The sequence below is a fragment of the Microvirga arsenatis genome (assembly GCF_009910705.1).
Taxonomy (GTDB): domain Bacteria; phylum Pseudomonadota; class Alphaproteobacteria; order Rhizobiales; family Beijerinckiaceae; genus Microvirga; species Microvirga arsenatis.
The window spans coordinates 62,243-77,457 of sequence record NZ_JAAAXJ010000015.1; the positions used below are offsets into that span (position 1 = coordinate 62,243).

General features: G+C 66.4%; 17 protein-coding genes. 6 read left to right on the forward strand and 11 right to left on the reverse strand.

Annotation, left to right across the window (positions count from 1 at the left end):
* Nucleotides 1-9 precede the first annotated feature (9 nt).
* The 3 genes from GR303_RS19735 to carB form a co-directional block, all read right to left on the reverse strand.
* Nucleotides 10-513: a twin-arginine translocation signal domain-containing protein gene (locus GR303_RS19735; RefSeq protein ID WP_161725042.1), complete on the reverse strand. Its 504-nt coding sequence runs from the start codon at nt 511-513 to the stop codon at nt 10-12.
* A gap of 35 nt (nt 514-548) precedes the next feature.
* The gene (greA, locus tag GR303_RS19740; protein WP_161725041.1) at nt 549-1,022 is read right to left on the reverse strand and encodes a transcription elongation factor GreA; all 474 of its coding nucleotides are present in this window, start codon (nt 1,020-1,022) and stop codon (nt 549-551) included.
* Nucleotides 1,023-1,128: 106 nt separating this feature from the next.
* Nucleotides 1,129-4,599: a carbamoyl-phosphate synthase large subunit gene (carB, locus tag GR303_RS19745; RefSeq protein WP_161725038.1), complete on the reverse strand. Its 3,471-nt coding sequence runs from the start codon at nt 4,597-4,599 to the stop codon at nt 1,129-1,131.
* A gap of 196 nt (nt 4,600-4,795) precedes the next feature.
* Here carB and GR303_RS19750 point away from each other — a divergent pair, with 196 nt between their 5' ends.
* Both GR303_RS19750 and GR303_RS19755 read left to right on the forward strand, forming a co-directional pair.
* Nucleotides 4,796-5,587: an SDR family NAD(P)-dependent oxidoreductase gene (locus GR303_RS19750; protein ID WP_201752153.1), complete on the forward strand. Its 792-nt coding sequence runs from the start codon at nt 4,796-4,798 to the stop codon at nt 5,585-5,587.
* A 31-nt stretch (nt 5,588-5,618) separates the two neighbouring features.
* Nucleotides 5,619-6,014, forward strand: a complete 396-nt coding sequence (locus GR303_RS19755; RefSeq protein WP_161725036.1) for a GtrA family protein — start codon at nt 5,619-5,621, stop codon at nt 6,012-6,014.
* 154 nt (nt 6,015-6,168) lie between these two features.
* Here GR303_RS19755 and GR303_RS19760 read toward each other — a convergent pair whose 3' ends face one another.
* Complete coding sequence (locus GR303_RS19760) at nt 6,169-6,870, reverse strand: class I SAM-dependent methyltransferase (protein ID WP_161725034.1); 702 nt, start codon at nt 6,868-6,870, stop codon at nt 6,169-6,171.
* A gap of 18 nt (nt 6,871-6,888) precedes the next feature.
* Entirely contained in the window at nt 6,889-7,356 is a 468-nt protein-coding gene (locus tag GR303_RS19765) for a MarR family winged helix-turn-helix transcriptional regulator (RefSeq protein WP_161725032.1), read from the reverse strand.
* Between the two features lie 144 nt (nt 7,357-7,500).
* Here GR303_RS19765 and GR303_RS19770 point away from each other — a divergent pair, with 144 nt between their 5' ends.
* A complete protein-coding gene (locus GR303_RS19770) occupies nt 7,501-7,920 on the forward strand; it encodes an organic hydroperoxide resistance protein (RefSeq protein WP_161725030.1) in 420 nt (139 codons plus the stop codon).
* A gap of 66 nt (nt 7,921-7,986) precedes the next feature.
* Here the strand turns inward: GR303_RS19770 and GR303_RS19775 are convergent, their stop codons facing one another.
* The 3 genes from GR303_RS19775 to carA all read right to left on the reverse strand — a co-directional run bounded on the left by GR303_RS19775 (nt 7,987) and on the right by carA (nt 10,383).
* Nucleotides 7,987-8,535, reverse strand: a complete 549-nt coding sequence (locus GR303_RS19775) for a cupin domain-containing protein (RefSeq protein WP_161725028.1) — start codon at nt 8,533-8,535, stop codon at nt 7,987-7,989.
* A gap of 134 nt (nt 8,536-8,669) precedes the next feature.
* On the reverse strand, nt 8,670-9,044 hold the full coding sequence (locus GR303_RS19780; RefSeq protein ID WP_161725026.1) for a hypothetical protein: 375 nt from the start codon (nt 9,042-9,044) through the stop codon (nt 8,670-8,672).
* 121 nt (nt 9,045-9,165) lie between these two features.
* Nucleotides 9,166-10,383: a glutamine-hydrolyzing carbamoyl-phosphate synthase small subunit gene (carA, locus tag GR303_RS19785; protein ID WP_161725024.1), complete on the reverse strand. Its 1,218-nt coding sequence runs from the start codon at nt 10,381-10,383 to the stop codon at nt 9,166-9,168.
* 141 nt (nt 10,384-10,524) lie between these two features.
* On the opposite strand from carA, the gene GR303_RS19790 reads away from it, so the two are divergent.
* Together GR303_RS19790 and GR303_RS19795 are read left to right on the forward strand one after the other, a co-directional pair.
* Nucleotides 10,525-10,983, forward strand: coding sequence for a GatB/YqeY domain-containing protein (locus GR303_RS19790; RefSeq protein ID WP_161725022.1), 459 nt, complete (start codon nt 10,525-10,527; stop codon nt 10,981-10,983).
* Nucleotides 10,984-11,112: 129 nt separating this feature from the next.
* Nucleotides 11,113-12,354 (forward strand): calcium-binding protein, encoded by a 1,242-nt coding sequence (locus GR303_RS19795; protein WP_161725020.1) that lies wholly within the window; start codon nt 11,113-11,115, stop codon nt 12,352-12,354.
* A 60-nt stretch (nt 12,355-12,414) separates the two neighbouring features.
* Here the strand turns inward: GR303_RS19795 and GR303_RS19800 are convergent, their stop codons facing one another.
* Nucleotides 12,415-13,218, reverse strand: coding sequence for an invasion associated locus B family protein (locus GR303_RS19800; protein WP_161725018.1), 804 nt, complete (start codon nt 13,216-13,218; stop codon nt 12,415-12,417).
* Between the two features lie 236 nt (nt 13,219-13,454).
* Between GR303_RS19800 and GR303_RS19805 the strand changes: the two genes are divergently transcribed.
* Nucleotides 13,455-13,697: a hypothetical protein gene (locus tag GR303_RS19805; protein ID WP_161725016.1), complete on the forward strand. Its 243-nt coding sequence runs from the start codon at nt 13,455-13,457 to the stop codon at nt 13,695-13,697.
* Between the two features lie 19 nt (nt 13,698-13,716).
* Here the strand turns inward: GR303_RS19805 and GR303_RS19810 are convergent, their stop codons facing one another.
* Nucleotides 13,717-13,938 carry a hypothetical protein gene (locus GR303_RS19810; RefSeq protein WP_161725014.1) on the reverse strand — a complete coding sequence of 74 codons (222 nt, stop codon included), beginning with the start codon at nt 13,936-13,938 and terminating at the stop codon, nt 13,717-13,719.
* A 17-nt stretch (nt 13,939-13,955) separates the two neighbouring features.
* Nucleotides 13,956-15,215: calcium-binding protein (locus GR303_RS25225; RefSeq protein WP_161725012.1), on the reverse strand; the 1,260-nt coding region annotated here is incomplete at its 5' end.

Here is a 15,215-nt window from a genome sequence, read left to right on the forward strand (position 1 = left end):
GGCCCGCGATCAGATCTGCCGCCTGAGCCAGCGCACGTAGTGCTGCGCCACGGCGACGGCGCGGCCCTGCTCGTTCGGGTCGAGGATGCTGGTGTTCACGTCGAGCACGGCCAGCATGGGATGCCGCGCCAGGACCTCGCCCCGCCGGCCGACGGCCAGGGCCTCGCCCTCCACGGAATCGTGCCCGCCTCCGCCGCCTCCGCGCCAGCGGAAGCCGCCTCCACGGTCGGGGAAGGGGGTGAGGGACACGCCGGTCAGGCGCAGGACGAGGCGCGGACCGCGCGGGTCGACCCGGTCGGCGAAGGAGCGGCGCAGCTCGTCGAGCGCGGCGGCCCCTACAAGGTCGGCGAAGGGACCGAGCCCCTTCGCCTTCAGGACGCTCACATCCACGGCGAACGAGGAGAAAGCCTGCGGGAAGCTTTGAGCCCGGGCCGGCAGAGCGAGACCTGCGCCGGACAATCCGGCGCAGGCGAGCGCTTTCAGCATGGAGCGGCGGGACAGGGGGGATGCCATGGGATTGCTCACCTTTCTGCCCCCTTCAAGGATCCTTAGCCGAACTGGACGCCCACGACTTCGTAGGACTTGCCCCCGCCGGGGGTCGAGACCTCGACCGTGTCGCCGATGGTCTTGCCCATGAGGGCGCGGGCGATGGGGGAGGCCACCGAGACGCGGCCCGAGCGCACGTCCGCTTCGGGCTCGCCGACGATCTGGTAGGTTTTCTCCTCCTCGGTGTCCTCGTCGACCAGCTTCACGATCGCGCCGAACTTGATCCGGTCGCCCGAGAGCTTCGTGACGTCGATGACCTCCGCACGGGAGATGAGGCTCTCGAGCTCAAGGATCCGGCCTTCGTTGAGGGATTGGGCTTCCTTGGCGGCATGGTATTCGGCGTTTTCCGACAGGTCTCCAAGCGCACGCGCTTCCGAGATCGCCTGGATGATCCGGGGGCGTTCCACCTGCTGCCGGTGCCTGAGTTCTTCCTCGAGCGCCGCAAAACCCTTGATCGTCAGAGGGACCTTGTCCATCGTTTGTCTCGTCCAAAAAGAGGTACGAGGCCGCTGTTTCCAGCGCCCTCGCATGTCAACGAAAACTCCACAGAAGCTTCGCAGTTCCAATGTGAGGCCGGATGCCTCAGGCAAAGTATTCCTGAAGCGCCCGGACTTCGAGATCGCCGCTGAGATAGGCCTTGATGCCCTCGGCCGCGGCAATCGCTCCTGCAAGAGTGGTGTAGTAGGGTATCTTATGCAAGAGGGCAGCTTGTCTTAGGGACCGGGAATCCGACAGGGCGCCTGCGCCTTCCGTTGTGTTGAAGACGAGCTGGATGTCGCCGTTCTTCATGGCATCGACCACGTGGGGGCGGCCTTCGAGCACCTTGTTGACCCGCCTGGCCTTGACGCCCTGCTCCTCGAGATAGCGCTGGGTGCCGGCCGTGGCCACGATCTGGAACCCGGCCTCCTCCAGCATCCGCACCGCCGGCAGGATGCGCGGCTTGTCCGAATCGCGCACCGAGACGAACAGGGTGCCGGTCTTCGGCAGCTGGCTTCCGGCGCCGAGCTGGCTCTTGGCGAAAGCCACGCCGAAGCCGCGGTCGAGGCCGATGACCTCGCCGGTGGAACGCATCTCCGGCCCGAGCAGCACGTCCACGCCCGGGAAGCGGTTGAAGGGGAACACGGCCTCCTTCACGCCGATATGCGGCAGCTCCTTCGGGGTGAGGCCGAACTTGGCCAGGCTTTCGCCGGCCATGATGCGGGCCGCGATCTTGGCGATGGGCTCGCCGATCACCTTGGCCACGAAGGGCACCGTGCGCGAGGCGCGGGGGTTCACCTCCAGCACGTAGATCGTGCCGTCCTTGATGGCGTATTGCACGTTCATCAGGCCGCCGACTTCCAGCGCCAGGGCCAGGGCCTTCGTCTGGCGCTCCAGCTCGGCGATGATCTCGGGCGGCAGCGAGCGGGGCGGCAGGGAGCAGGCGGAGTCGCCCGAGTGGATGCCCGCCTCCTCGATATGCTCCATGATGCCGGCGATGAAGGTGTCCTTGCCGTCGCAGAGGCAGTCCACGTCCACCTCGATGGCGTCCGAGAGGTAGCGGTCGAAGAGCAGCGGGTTCTTGCCCAGCACCGTGTTGATCTGGCCGGTCTTGTCGTTGGGGTAGCGGGCCTTGATGTCCGAGGGGATCAGGCTCGGCAGGGTGCCGAGCAGGTAATCCTCGAACTGGGCCTCGTCGCGGATGATCGCCATGGCCCGGCCGCCGAGCACATAAGAGGGGCGCACCACGAAGGGCAGGCCGAGATCGGCGGCGATCAGGCGGGCCTGCTCCACCGAATAGGCGATGCCGTTCTTGGGCTGCTTCAGGTGCAGCTTGTCGAGGAGGCGCTTGAACCGGTCCCGGTCCTCGGCGAGGTCGATGGCCTCCGGCGAGGTGCCGAGGATCGGCACGCCTGCCTCTTCGAGAGCATGGGCGAGCTTGAGCGGCGTCTGGCCGCCGAACTGCACGATCACGCCATGGAGCGTGCCCTTGGAGCGCTCGGTCTCGATGATCTCCAGCACGTCCTCCTGCGTCAGCGGCTCGAAGTAGAGCCGGTCGGAGGTGTCGTAGTCGGTCGAGACCGTCTCCGGGTTGCAGTTGATCATGATGGTCTCATAGCCCGCATCTTTCAGCGCGAAGCAGGCATGGCAGCAGCAATAGTCGAACTCGATGCCCTGGCCGATCCGGTTCGGGCCGCCGCCGAGGATGATGACCTTCTTGGCGTCCGACGGATTCGACTCGTCGGCCGGCTTGCCCGCGAAGGGCGCCGTATAGGTCGAGTACATGTAGGCGGTGGGCGAGGCGAACTCGGCCGCGCAGGTGTCGATGCGCTTGTAGACCGGGCGCACGTTAAGCGAGCGGCGCAGGCTCCGCACCTCGGCCTCGGTCTTGCCCGTGAGAACCGCGAGCCGCGCGTCCGAGAAGCCGAGCGCCTTCAGCTGACGGAACGCGCCGGGCGTCTGCGGCAGGCCGTGGGCCTTCACCTTGGCCTCCATGTCCACGATGGACTGGAGCTGCTCCAGGAACCAGCGGTCGATCTTGCAGGAGGCATAGACCTCGTCCTGGCTGACGCCGAGGCGAAGCGCCTGGGCGACCTTGAGGATCCGGTCCGGGGTCGGGGTGCCGATGGCGGCCTTGATGGCGTTCTTGTCGTCGCCCTTGCCGAGGCCCTCGATCTCGATCTCGTCGAGGCCCGTGAGGCCGGTCTCCAGCGAGCGCAGCGCCTTCTGCAGCGATTCCGGGAAGGAGCGTCCGATGGCCATGGCCTCGCCCACGGACTTCATGGCGGTGGTGAGAGTCGGCTCGGCGCCGGGGAATTTCTCGAAGGCGAAGCGCGGGATCTTGGTGACCACGTAATCGATGGTCGGCTCGAAGGAGGCCGGCGTCGCGCCGCCGGTGATGTCGTTGGCGATCTCGTCCAGGGTGTAGCCGACGGCGAGCTTCGCCGCGACCTTGGCGATCGGGAAGCCCGTGGCCTTGGAGGCGAGCGCCGAGGAGCGCGACACGCGCGGGTTCATCTCGATCACGATCATGCGCCCGTTCTCCGGGTTGATCGCGAACTGCACGTTCGAGCCGCCGGTCTCGACGCCGATCTCGCGCAGCACCGCGAGCGACGCGTCGCGCATGATCTGGTATTCCTTGTCGGTGAGCGTGAGCGCCGGGGCAACCGTAATCGAGTCGCCCGTGTGCACGCCCATCGGGTCGAAGTTCTCGATGGAGCAGACGATGATGCAGTTGTCCGCCTTGTCGCGGACGACCTCCATCTCGTACTCCTTCCAGCCGAGCACGCTCTCCTCGATCAGCACCTCGTTGGTGGGGGAGGCGTCGAGGCCCCGCTCGACGATGTCGAGGAACTCCTCGCGGTTGTAGGCGATGCCGCCGCCGGTGCCGCCCATGGTGAAGGACGGGCGGATGATGGCGGGCAGGCCCACCTCGGCGAGGGCCAGCAGGGCCTCGCCCATGGCGTGCTCCTGGTAGCGCTTGCGCCGGTCGTTCTCGCCTGCATCCCACTTGAGCTTGTAGGCGGCGATCATCCGCTTCTTGTCGCCGGGATGGATGTCGAGGGCCTCGAGGCGGGCGAGCTCGGCCAAGTAGGCGTCCCGATCGGCCTTCTTGAGGGCCGAGGCGTTGGCAAGCCGCGACTTCGGCGTGTCGAGGCCGATCTTGGTCATGGCCTCGCGGAAGAGCTGCCGGTCCTCGGCCTTGTCGATGGCCTCGGCCGTGGCGCCGATCATCTCGACGCCGAACTTGTCGAGCACGCCCATCTTCTTCAGGCTGAGGGCGCAGTTGAGGGCCGTCTGGCCGCCCATGGTGGGCAGGATCGCGTCCGGGCGCTCCTTCTCGATGATCTTGGCGACGATCTCGGGCGTGATCGGCTCCACATAGGTGGCATCCGCGAGATCGGGATCCGTCATGATCGTGGCGGGGTTCGAGTTCACCAGGATGACCCGGTAGCCTTCCTCTTTCAGGGCCTTCACGGCCTGGGTGCCCGAATAATCGAACTCCACGGCCTGGCCGATGATGATCGGACCGGCGCCGATGATGAGGATGGAGGAGATGTCTGTCCGCTTCGGCATTGGGCCACCCAGGCGTGTCCAGCCGCGCGGCCGCAATTTGCGGCGCTTCGAGCGCAGCCGGGATGTGATCGGATTGTAGGTTGAGAGAGGCTCATACACGGGCCTTGAGCAAATTCAAAGGCCTGAGCCATGATTTAGACAGCAAAGGCCCATGCGGCAGGGGCCGGGGAAGCGAGCACGACGGAGCGGCGACACGATGGCTATGGCAGATGAACCCCGCTGGGCGGTGATTACGGGGGCCTCCAGCGGAATCGGCGCGGAGCTGGCCCGGGTTTTCGCCGCCCGCGGCTATGCCCTCGTGCTCACCGCCCGCCGGCACGAGCGCCTGGAGGCCCTCGCGGCGGAGATCCGGGGCGCCCATGGCAGCCCGGTCGAGGTCATGGCCCTGGATCTGGGGGACCGGGAGGCGCCGTGGGATCTCTGCGACATGCTGGCGGAGCGGGGCATCGCGGCCCATACCCTGGTCAACAATGCGGGTTTCGGGCTGCGGGGGTACTTCTCGTCCCTGCCTCACGAGAAGCAGCTTGCGATGATCGATCTCAACGTCACGGCCCTGACCTCGCTGTCCCGCCTGATGCTGCCGGGCATGATCGAGCGCAGGCGTGGCGGGATCCTGAACGTGGCCTCCATCGCGGCATTCCAGGCCGGGCCCTACATGGCGGTCTACTACGCGACAAAGGCCTTCGTGCTCTCCCTCTCCGAGGCCCTGCACGACGAGGCGAAGCCCCATGGCGTGACCGTAACGGCGCTCTGCCCCGGCCCGACCGAGAGCGAGTTCCCCGACACGGCGGGCCTGAAGGATTCCCGGCTGTTCAATGCCGGGGTCATGACCTCGGCGGAGGTCGCCCGCATCGGGATCGAGGGCTACGAGGCCGGCCGGGCCATCGTCATTCCGGGCGCCAGGAACCGGGCCGGCGCCCTCGGCGCCAAGATCATGCCGCGCTTCGTGTCGCGCCGGATCGCCGGGCTCCTGCAGGGAATGAAGTGACGGGCAGGGCAGAAGCGGCTATCGAAGCACCGTGACCGCATCCCATCCCCTCCGCCGCCTCGCCCGCCAGTTCACCGCCTTCTTCGGCGTGGGCGTCGTTGCGGCCGTGATCCATTACGGCTTCCTGATCGGCCTCGTGGAAGGGGGAGGGCTTCATCCGGTTCCGGCGACCCTGGCCGGGTACCTGGCAGGCGGGTTCGTGTCCTATGGGCTCAACCGCCGGCACACCTATGGCAGCGACCGGCCTCACCGGGAGGCGACCTGGCGCTTTGCCGTGGTGGCCTTCGTGGGCTTCCTCGTGACCTGGTTCCTGATGCACGCCTTCACGGTCTGGCTCGAGGGGCCCTATCTGCCCTCGCAGATCGTCACCACCGGCGTGGTGATGGTCTGGAGCTTCCTGGCGCACAAGGCGTGGACCTTCGCTTAGGAGTGTCGACTGGGCTTGGCACCCATCGCAGCCCTCATCCTGAGGAGCAGCCGTAAGGCTGCGTCTCGAAGGAGGATCCAGTGCTCTCTGGAACCTCCTTCGAGACGCCGCTTTGCGGCTCCTCAGGATGAGGTCGAGAGGAATCAACCGGCTTTTAAGAGACGGCAGCGGCCGGACGCCCCACGAAGGTCATCCGCGCCTGGTTGTGCCCGAGATTGCGCGGGGCGCGCTCGGGCCTGAACCCGGCATCCTCCAGCAGATCGACGATCTCCTCCTCGCCGTATTGCGCCAGGCCCACTTCCTCGCGGATCTTGCGGTATTCCGAGAAGGCCGTGCGGGCGAGACCCATGACGGCGGACCGCACGAACCCGCCCTGCCAGGCGAAGGAGAGCAGCGCCTTCGCGTCGGTCAGCGGGCTGATGTCGGGCGGAATGATGTCGCCGAGGATCAGCCTGCCGTCCTCCTTCAGCTTGTCGCGGGCGAGCTTCAGAAGGGCGCGGAACTCGTCGAGGGAGAGATACTGGACGAGGGAGTTCACCACGATGAGGTCGAGGGAGGCGTCCGGAAGGTTGGCGACGTCGTCCGTGGAGAGCACCGTGATCCGCTCGTTGTCCCCGAACCGCTCGTTCAGGCGCTCGCGCACCAGGGGCGCAGCGTCGCTCAGGTAGAGCCGGGCGCAGCGGGCGGCGACCTTGTCGGCGAACAGGGCCTCGCCGCAGCCATAATCCAGCACCGCCGCATCCGGGGAGGGGATGAGGCCGACGATGTCGTTCGCGATCAGCCGATAATGGAGGAGCTTGTGCCGCTCGCCCGTATAGATCGGCGTGTCCTGGTCCCAGTAGTCTCGCCAGTTCATCGAAGGAGCCTTCCCGGTTCAGGTTCTTGCTGCGAGCGAGGCCGAGTCATGCAGCCTGCCGCGCAGTTTCGCAACCTGCTCCGTTAAGGCGCGGACTTCGTCGAAGGACAGGCCCAGGACGCAGCCCACCTGCCTGGGGATCTCCTCCGCCTTCTCGCGCAGAGCGCGGCCCGACGCGGTAAGCGAGATCCGAACCTGCCGCTCGTCCTTCTTGTCCCGCGTCCGGCGGATGTGTCCGGCGGCTTCGAGACGCTTCAGCAGGGGGGTGAGGGTGCCGGAATCGAGAAACAGCCTGTCCCCGATCTCCTTCACCGTGAGATCGTCCTGCTCCCAGAGCACCAGCAGGACCACGTATTGCGGATAGGTCAGGCCGAGGGGATCCAGGAACTGGCGGTAGGCCCGGCTGAAGGCGTGGGAGACGGAATAGAAGGCAAAGCACAGCTGGTTGCCGAGCGCGAGCGGTCCGGTCGTCTTCGTCATCGTCATCTCCCTCAACAACGACTCTACCCAACAAATAGATTGCGCACAATCGAATCATGCGGTATGCAACCGGATAGATAGTGTCCAATTGAATTGTGCGCTATCAATAACCGATGCCGATGTTTCGACCCCACACCGAAGGAGCCTCCGATGACCCCCCTCTACACAGCCCATGCCTCGGCCCGCGGCGGACGCGAAGGCGTCGCCGCATCCAGCGACGGAAAGCTCGAGGTGCGTCTCTCGACCCCGAAGGAGCTTGGAGGTCCGGGCGGGGAGGGGACCAATCCGGAACAGCTTTTCGCGGCCGGCTATTCGGCCTGCTTCCTGGGCGCGCTGAAGTTCGTCGCCGCGCAGAACAAGGTCGCGCTTCCGGCCGACGCCCAGGTCGAGGCAAAGGTCGGCATCGGCAAGCGCGACGATGGCGCGGGCTTCGGGCTGGTGGTCGATCTGCAGGCCAGCCTGCCGGGCCTCTCCCGGGAGCAGGCAACGGATCTGGTGCACAAGGCCGACGTGGTCTGCCCCTATTCGCATGCCATCCGCGGCAACGTGAAGGTCACGCTTACGGTCTAAAAACGAAACAACCGTACCGTAGGGGCGAAGGCCTCCTGCCCTCCAGGGCAGGGGGCTTTTTTGCGTTCAGGTCCACAGCTTCATGAGCGGCCCGTCGGCGCCGTCCACAGGGTCGGCGTCGGGCAGGGGCACCTGGGCGATGCGCTGCTGGGATGCGGCAAGTGCCTTCGGATCGTCGCGAACGGTGTCGTAACCGGCCCCGCCCGGATAGGCGCCGACGACGGCGAAGTCGTCGCTCGCGTTGATGAGCGCGTGGGCCACCCCGGCCGGCACGACGATGACGTCCCCCATGCTCACCGAGACGAGGTCGCCATCCTCACCGCCGAACCGGATCTGGCCCGAGCCCGAGACGATGCCGAGCACCTCATGGGTGTTGGGGTGGTAGTGGTGATAGTCGTGGATGCCGTTCAGCCACGCATTGGTCCAGCCGTTCTTGGCGAAGGTCGCCTTGAAGGCCTTGGCCGGATCGTCGGCGGAGGGCGGGATCGCCCCGCGGCGCACGATCAGCGGCAGGGATGAATTCGGGACGATGCCGTTGCTGCGGAAGACGTAAGTTTCCGTGCCGAGCGGAGCGTTGTAGCCTCTCGGGTCGCCATATCCTTTCGCCTGCGCCATGCGTCTCTCCCGTTTCGATCGGGGAGGGAACGCATCATGCAGGCGAAAGATCGAGCGCGGCCTTTCGAAAGCCGCAAGCATCGGACCCAAAAGTGGATCTGCACTTTTGGGATCAACCCGAGGCGCCGAGATCCTTACATGCCGATGAGCATGGCCGCGACGGCGCGGTCGATGGACAGGTAGAACATCGCGAAGGCGACAACCGCAGCGATGGCGAATTCGATGACCTGGTTCCTGAGGATGCGGAACTGGGCAAACAGGTTCTGGCCGAAGATGGAGATCAGCCAGGCGGTCGTGAGCACAACGGGGAAGATGAAGAGATAGGACCAGGTGCTCTCGACCGTGCCCACATTGGTGGGGTCGATCAGCGGGCGGATGTTGCGCACCCAGGGAGCGTAGAGGGCGGCGTAGAGCGAGGTCAGCCAGGAAAGCGTGACGGCGATGCCGAGGTGGAACGTGAACAGATTGTGCAACCGGCTGAATTCGCCGGAATCGTCATCGAAATCCATGGATGAAAACCCCCAAATCAAGGTCCGGAATCATTTTTATTTTATGGTTAATGATCGGTTACCGTGATTTGGGCGGCTGGCGCAACCGACCCGTTTGTCGCGGCGCCAGCCGTCGGACACTTTATCGTGAAGCCTGCGACTTCTTCTGGTCCATCAGCTGGACGAAGCGGTCGAACAGGTAGTGGCTGTCCTGGGGCCCGGGGGAGGCTTCCGGGTGGTACTGCACCGAGAAGGCCGGCCGGTCGGTGAGGGAGATGCCGCAATTGGAGCCGTCGAAGAGCGAGACGTGGGTCTCCACCGCGTTCTTCGGCAGAGTCTCCGGATCAACCGCGAAGCCGTGGTTCATGGAGGTGATCTCCACCTTGCCGGTGGTCCTGTCCTTCACCGGATGGTTCGCGCCATGGTGGCCCTGGTGCATCTTCTTGGTCTTGGCGCCCACGGCCAGGCTCAGCATCTGGTGGCCGAGGCAGATGCCGAAGGTGGGAATCTTCTCGTCCAGCACCTTGCGGATCACCGGCACCGCGTATTCGCCGGTCGCCGCCGGATCGCCGGGGCCGTTGGAGAGGAACACGCCGTCGGGCTTGAGCGCCAGAACCTCCTCGGCGGTGGCCGTGGCGGGCACCACCGTGACCTTGCAGCCGGCACGGGCGAGCAGGCGCAGGATGTTGCGCTTCACGCCGTAATCGATCGCGACCACGTGATGCCTGGGCTCGCTCTCCTGGTGGCCGTAGCCCTCGCCCTTGCGCCAGGTGGTCTCGTTCCAGTCGAAGCGCTGGGCGCTGGTGACGAGGGGCACGAGGTCCTGTCCGTCCATGGAGGGCAGGGCGGCGGCCTTGGCCTTCAGGGCCTCGATGTCGAAATTCCCCGCGGGATCATGGGCGATGACCGCGTTCGGCATGCCCCGGTCGCGGATCAGCGCCGTGAGCGCCCGGGTGTCGACGCCCGAGAGGCCGACGATCTGGCGCGCTTTCAGCCAGGCATCGAGGTCGCGGGAGGCGCGCCAGTTGGAGGGCTCGGTGATGGAAGCCGCCAGCACCACGCCGCGGACGCCGGAGGACGAGGCGGCGTTGACGCTCTCGATGTCCTCCTCGTTGGTGCCCACGTTGCCGATATGCGGGAAGGTGAAGGTGATGATCTGGCCCGCATAGGAGGGGTCCGTCAGGATCTCCTGGTAGCCGGTCATGGCGGTGTTGAAGCAGACCTCGCCTGTGGCCTCGCCCACGGCGCCGATGCCGAAGCCCTCGAGGACCGTGCCGTCCTGAAGCACGAGAACGGCCGTGGCGCGCGGCTCTTCCCAGCCACCCGAGGCGGACCCGGTGGTGTCTTTGTCTTGCAGCATCGTCATGATCTCTTGTAAGTCCGAGGCCAGCAGGCCGTGCTTGAGCGGGCCCCCGAGGACCGCCCTTGAACTGCCCCCGTGACTTAAGGGGCCATTCGCGTCCCGTCAACGCTCAAGCGACCGAAAATCAAGGAGATATCCATGCTGCGCGAACGTTTCACCGCCGACATGAAGGAGGCCATGAAGGCCGGGGACAAGGCTCGCCTGGGCGCCGTCCGCCTGATCCAGGCCGCCCTGAAGGACAAGGACATCGAGGCCCGCGGCGCCGGCAAGGACCCCCTCTCCGACGAGGAGATCCTGGCCCTCCTGCAGAAGATGGTGAAGCAGCGACAGGAATCGATCGCCATGTACGAGCAGGGCGGCCGCACGGAGCTCGCCGATCAGGAGAAGGCCGAGGTCGCCGTGATCTCCTCCTACCTGCCGCAGCAGATGGACGAGGCCGAGACCAAGGCGGCCATCCAGGCCGCCATCGCCGAGACCGGCGCCGCCTCCATGAAGGACATGGGCAAGGTCGTCGGCGCGCTGCGCGCCAAGTACGCCGGCCGCATGGATTTCGCCAAGGCGAGCGGCCTCGTGAAGGACATGCTGCCGAAGGGGTGATCGGCTCCGCTGGTGCCGTGGCCTCCCGTCTACCTCCTGCGGGAGGCCTTAACCCTTAATCCCAATGGGATGGGGGTCGGTCATGCGATAGGATCCCGCGATGGGCTGGGGATCCCTGCGGAGGCCATCATGCCTGCACCGACCTCATACACTTTCTACGGGGTTGTCGAAGATCCTTTCACCAATGACTTCATCACGGTCGACCCTGGCGCTTTCGGCTACGCCGCCGGGCAGAGGATCTCGGGGCAATTGACGCTTTCGGGGGCGATTGCCGCGCTTTGGGCCAGCGGGCCGGAGCAGCGCGACCTCTCGACCCAGGATTTCTCGGAGGTCAGCTTCTTCTTCGAGCAGGCCGCCACCGGCAACTGGACGCAGGAGGACTTCGTCAGCGATCTGCTGATCTCCTCGAGCGACGACGAGCGGCCGCTCGACCAGCTTCGCGCCACCCTGTTCCATGCCGACGATCCCGATGGGCCGACGCTGCGCCTGGACCAGATGCAATACGGCGGGGCTTTGCTGACGAACGATGACGACCGCTCCGCTTTCGTTTACGGGGCCTGGGTTCCCACGGGCATCACGCCCAACCTCCTCTATGGCACCTCCGACGAGGACAGGCTGGTGCTGCGCGGAAGCATATCCCTGGCCTGGGGCGGCCTGGGCGAGGACAACATTCGCGTGAGCAGCGGCGCGGGCTTCGTCTGGGGCCAGCAGGGCGATGACCGCATCGCAGGCAACAGCCGCAGCGACGTGCTGTTCGGCGGCGCCGGCGACGATACGGTGAGCGGCAGCGGCGGTGCCGACTTCCTGAGCGGCGATTACGGGGACGATACCCTGAGCGGCGGCGGCGGCAACGACCGGGTGAACGGCGGCCTCGGCGACGACCTGATCAGGGGCAACGACGGCAGGGACATCCTGGACGCCGGCGGCGGCGTCGACAAGGTTTACGGAGGCTCCGGCAACGACGTCATCTTCTCAGGCACGGGGCGGTTCGACGAGAACTTCGAGCTGGAGCGCTCGATCAGCAGCGGCGGCTCGGGCAACGACGTGATCTACGCCCGCTTCGACACCGTCGTGACCGGAGGCTCCGGAGCGGACATCTTCGCCCTGGGAAATCCCTTCGGAACCCTGGACAACATCGGCGGGCTGACCGTGACCGACTTCCGGCCTGGCATCGACGATCTGGCCATCTTCGCAGGCGAGCCCGGCCAATACGATACGTTCGAGGAGATCATGGCCCGGGCGCAGCAGGTGGGGAACGACGTCGTGTTCGACTTCTTCCCCACCAGCGTCAAGGACCTGCCCTCCCTGGTGCTCGAGAACGTCAGAATATCCCAGCTCACGGCCGCGGACTTCATCTTCTCGGACTTCTGAATCTTCTCGGACTTCTGAGCACGTCGGAGCAAGGACAGGGCTGCTGCAGCGGATCCCGACTCAGTTCTTGGGCGCGGCTGCTCCGGGCGTGGCGGCCGGCGTCCCGCCCGGGGCGCCGAAATTGCCCATCCTCTGGCCGCGGGCCTCCTCGGAGCGCTTCTGCAGCTCCTCCTGGAGCTTCTTCTGCTGCTCGGCCAGCACCTTCGGATCGACCGGAGGCCCGTCGAAAGCCTTGGCGAAGCCGGCCACCGGGATGGTGAAGCTGACCTCGCGGCCGATCTGGTTGCGGGCGCTGACATTGAGGGTCGAGCCCTTCTTGAAGGCGGTGACGAAGTCGTCCTTCACCGCAGCCTCGACGAAGCAGCCATGCGGGAGGCAGGCAGTGAAGCGGCCGGGAACCGGCGGGCTCTTGTCCACCACCATCCGGACGCCCGGCGGCACGAGGAAGCCGAGCGGCACCAGGACCCGGACGGTCTTCGGCGCGCCCTTCGCCTTGGAATCGTAGAGGGCCACGGCAACGATCCGCTGCCCCTTGTCCGTGACGAAGTCGCGGGTGGTGTAGCAGACCTCCGCATTGGCGCCCTGGTCCTTGCCGCAGACCTTCGTCCATTCAGGCTGCAGCGGCTCCGGCTTGAGGGCCACGACCACGGGACCGGCGCCCTGCGGCTGCGCCGCCTGGGGCCTGCCGGGCTGCGCCGCCTGAGGGCTGCCCGGCTGCGCAGGCTGAGGCTTGGCCGGCTGGGCCTTGGGGGCGGGCTGCTGGGGCTTTTGAGCCTGGCCGTTCGTCTGGGCCAGACCGGGCAGGGGGCCGAACGCCAGCGCCGCGGCGGTCACGGACAGGGCAAGGCGGAGGGTCAAGGGCATATCGAAAATCGTCCTCTTCGTTGAAATAGTCTTTCATCGGGCCAGGTCGCAAGAGATCTGCTTACCCCGGCAGGGCGGCCATGTTCGAAGCGGTGAGCTGACGCATACAGGATCAGGGCGCCGGTGGTCACCCCCTTCGTCCGCGATGCCGCCTGGAACCCCGGCCCGGGATCCGCCGTATACCAAGGGAGGCGGTCGCCTGTGGCGGCATGCCGAGCTGCCGGAAGAGGATGGGCATGAACAAGGGATTTGGCGTGACCGTCACAGTGACGCAGCCGGGCGAGCGGGAGCCGACAACCGCGCCCGTGGTGGTCGTGGCCCGGGACGAGCGCGATGCTGAGCTGGTTGCGGCGCAGGCCGCCGGGCCCTATGCATCAGCCGAGACGATGCGGGAACTCACGGACGACGAAGTCCTGGCCTATGGCCTAGACCTGCAGGTCCATGGCAGCGCGAAAGCCCTGCCGATCCTGAACCTGTAGGCCGCTGGAGCCCCAGCGTTCAGGAATGCGGCTTCGGGATCGGAGTCGAGCGGCGCGGCGCGGGAGCCTGCACGAGACGGAACTGCACGGGAGCCGACGCCCATCCGGGCGGAAGCTGAAGCGTGACGTCGCACTCGGTCAGGATGCTGCGTCCTTGTCCATTCCGGATCTCGAAGACATAGCCCGGCCGCTGCATCTGCGGGCATTCCTTCCAGCGGTCGAAATCGATCCAGTCGCTCACGGACCTCTCCATCGGTTTCAGAGATAGAAGTCCGTTGCGCGCAGCAAAGAGGTGTCCGGGAGGCCGATCTTGAAATCCGCCGTTCCGTCGCCGTTGACGTCTCCGGACAGAATCCCGCCACTGAACCGCAGCTCGCCGGCTCTTCCGTTGAAGGTGTCCTCACCGATGAAGGAGAAGGCCTGGTTGCGGGAGAGCTTGGTATTGGCGTCGATGCTCCGCAGGTCGATCTTGTCGGTGCCGGACACGAAGTTTGCGATGATGTCCTGCGCCCCCGGCGCCGTTTCGGTGACGGTCTTGAAGACGAAGATGTCGACGCCTGTTCCGCCATCCAGGGTGTCGGCGCCGGTTCCTCCGTAGAGCGTGTCCCGTCCCGCGCCTGCATCAAGGGAATCCGAGGCGGAGCCGCCGTCGAGGGAATCGTTGCCTTCGCCCCCTTCGAGGAGGTCGTTGCCGCCACGTCCGAAAAGGGTATCGGACCCGGCGCCTCCGAGGATGTCGTTGGCGCTGTCGTTGCCCCTCAGGCTGTCGGCATAGGCGCTGCCGGTCAGGTTCTCGATGCCCACATAGGTGTCGCGATAGGCGTCGCGCGTGTTCCGCGACGGGCTCGCCAGATCGGCCAGAACGGCGGATGAGGCGGTGGCATAGCTTGCGGTGTCCTTGCCGGCGCCGCCGTCGAGCCGGTCCCGCCCGGCGCCGCCGGTCAGGATGTCGTCGCCGTCCAGGCCGTAGAGAGAGTCGTCCCCTGCCTGGCCGTTGATGAGGTCATCCCCGTCGGCGCCGTAGAGGCTCTCGGCTGCTCCGGTGCCGGTGAGGACGAGATCCTCGTCGGCGGCGGGCTCGTCGGGAGTGGCAGGCTCGTCGGTCGAGGTGAGCTCGGCGAGAGAGTAGAGCCTGTCGCTGAACTGGAAGAGCTCCGTTGCCCACACGATGTCCCGTCCGTCGGAACCGCCTGCGCGCAGGTCGAGGATCTGCAGGGAGCCGTCGGCGAGAAGCGTGACGCTGTAGTCCGAGCGCCGGCTGCCGAAGACCGCGGTGTCGGTGCCTGCGCCTCCGTTCAGCACATCGTCGCCCAGGCCGCCGGTGAGCCGGTCATCCCCGGCATTGCCGGCAAGGGAGTTCCCCGCCTGGTTGCCGACGATGCTGTCGGACCCGGAACCGCCGGTTGCGTTTTCGATGAGGGCGCGTGTGTCGCCCTGGTGGAGGAGGGCGTTGGCGATGGTGCCGGCGGCGAGCTTGGAGCCGTTCCAGTGCAGGCGGGCGAGCTGGGCAGGGGAGGT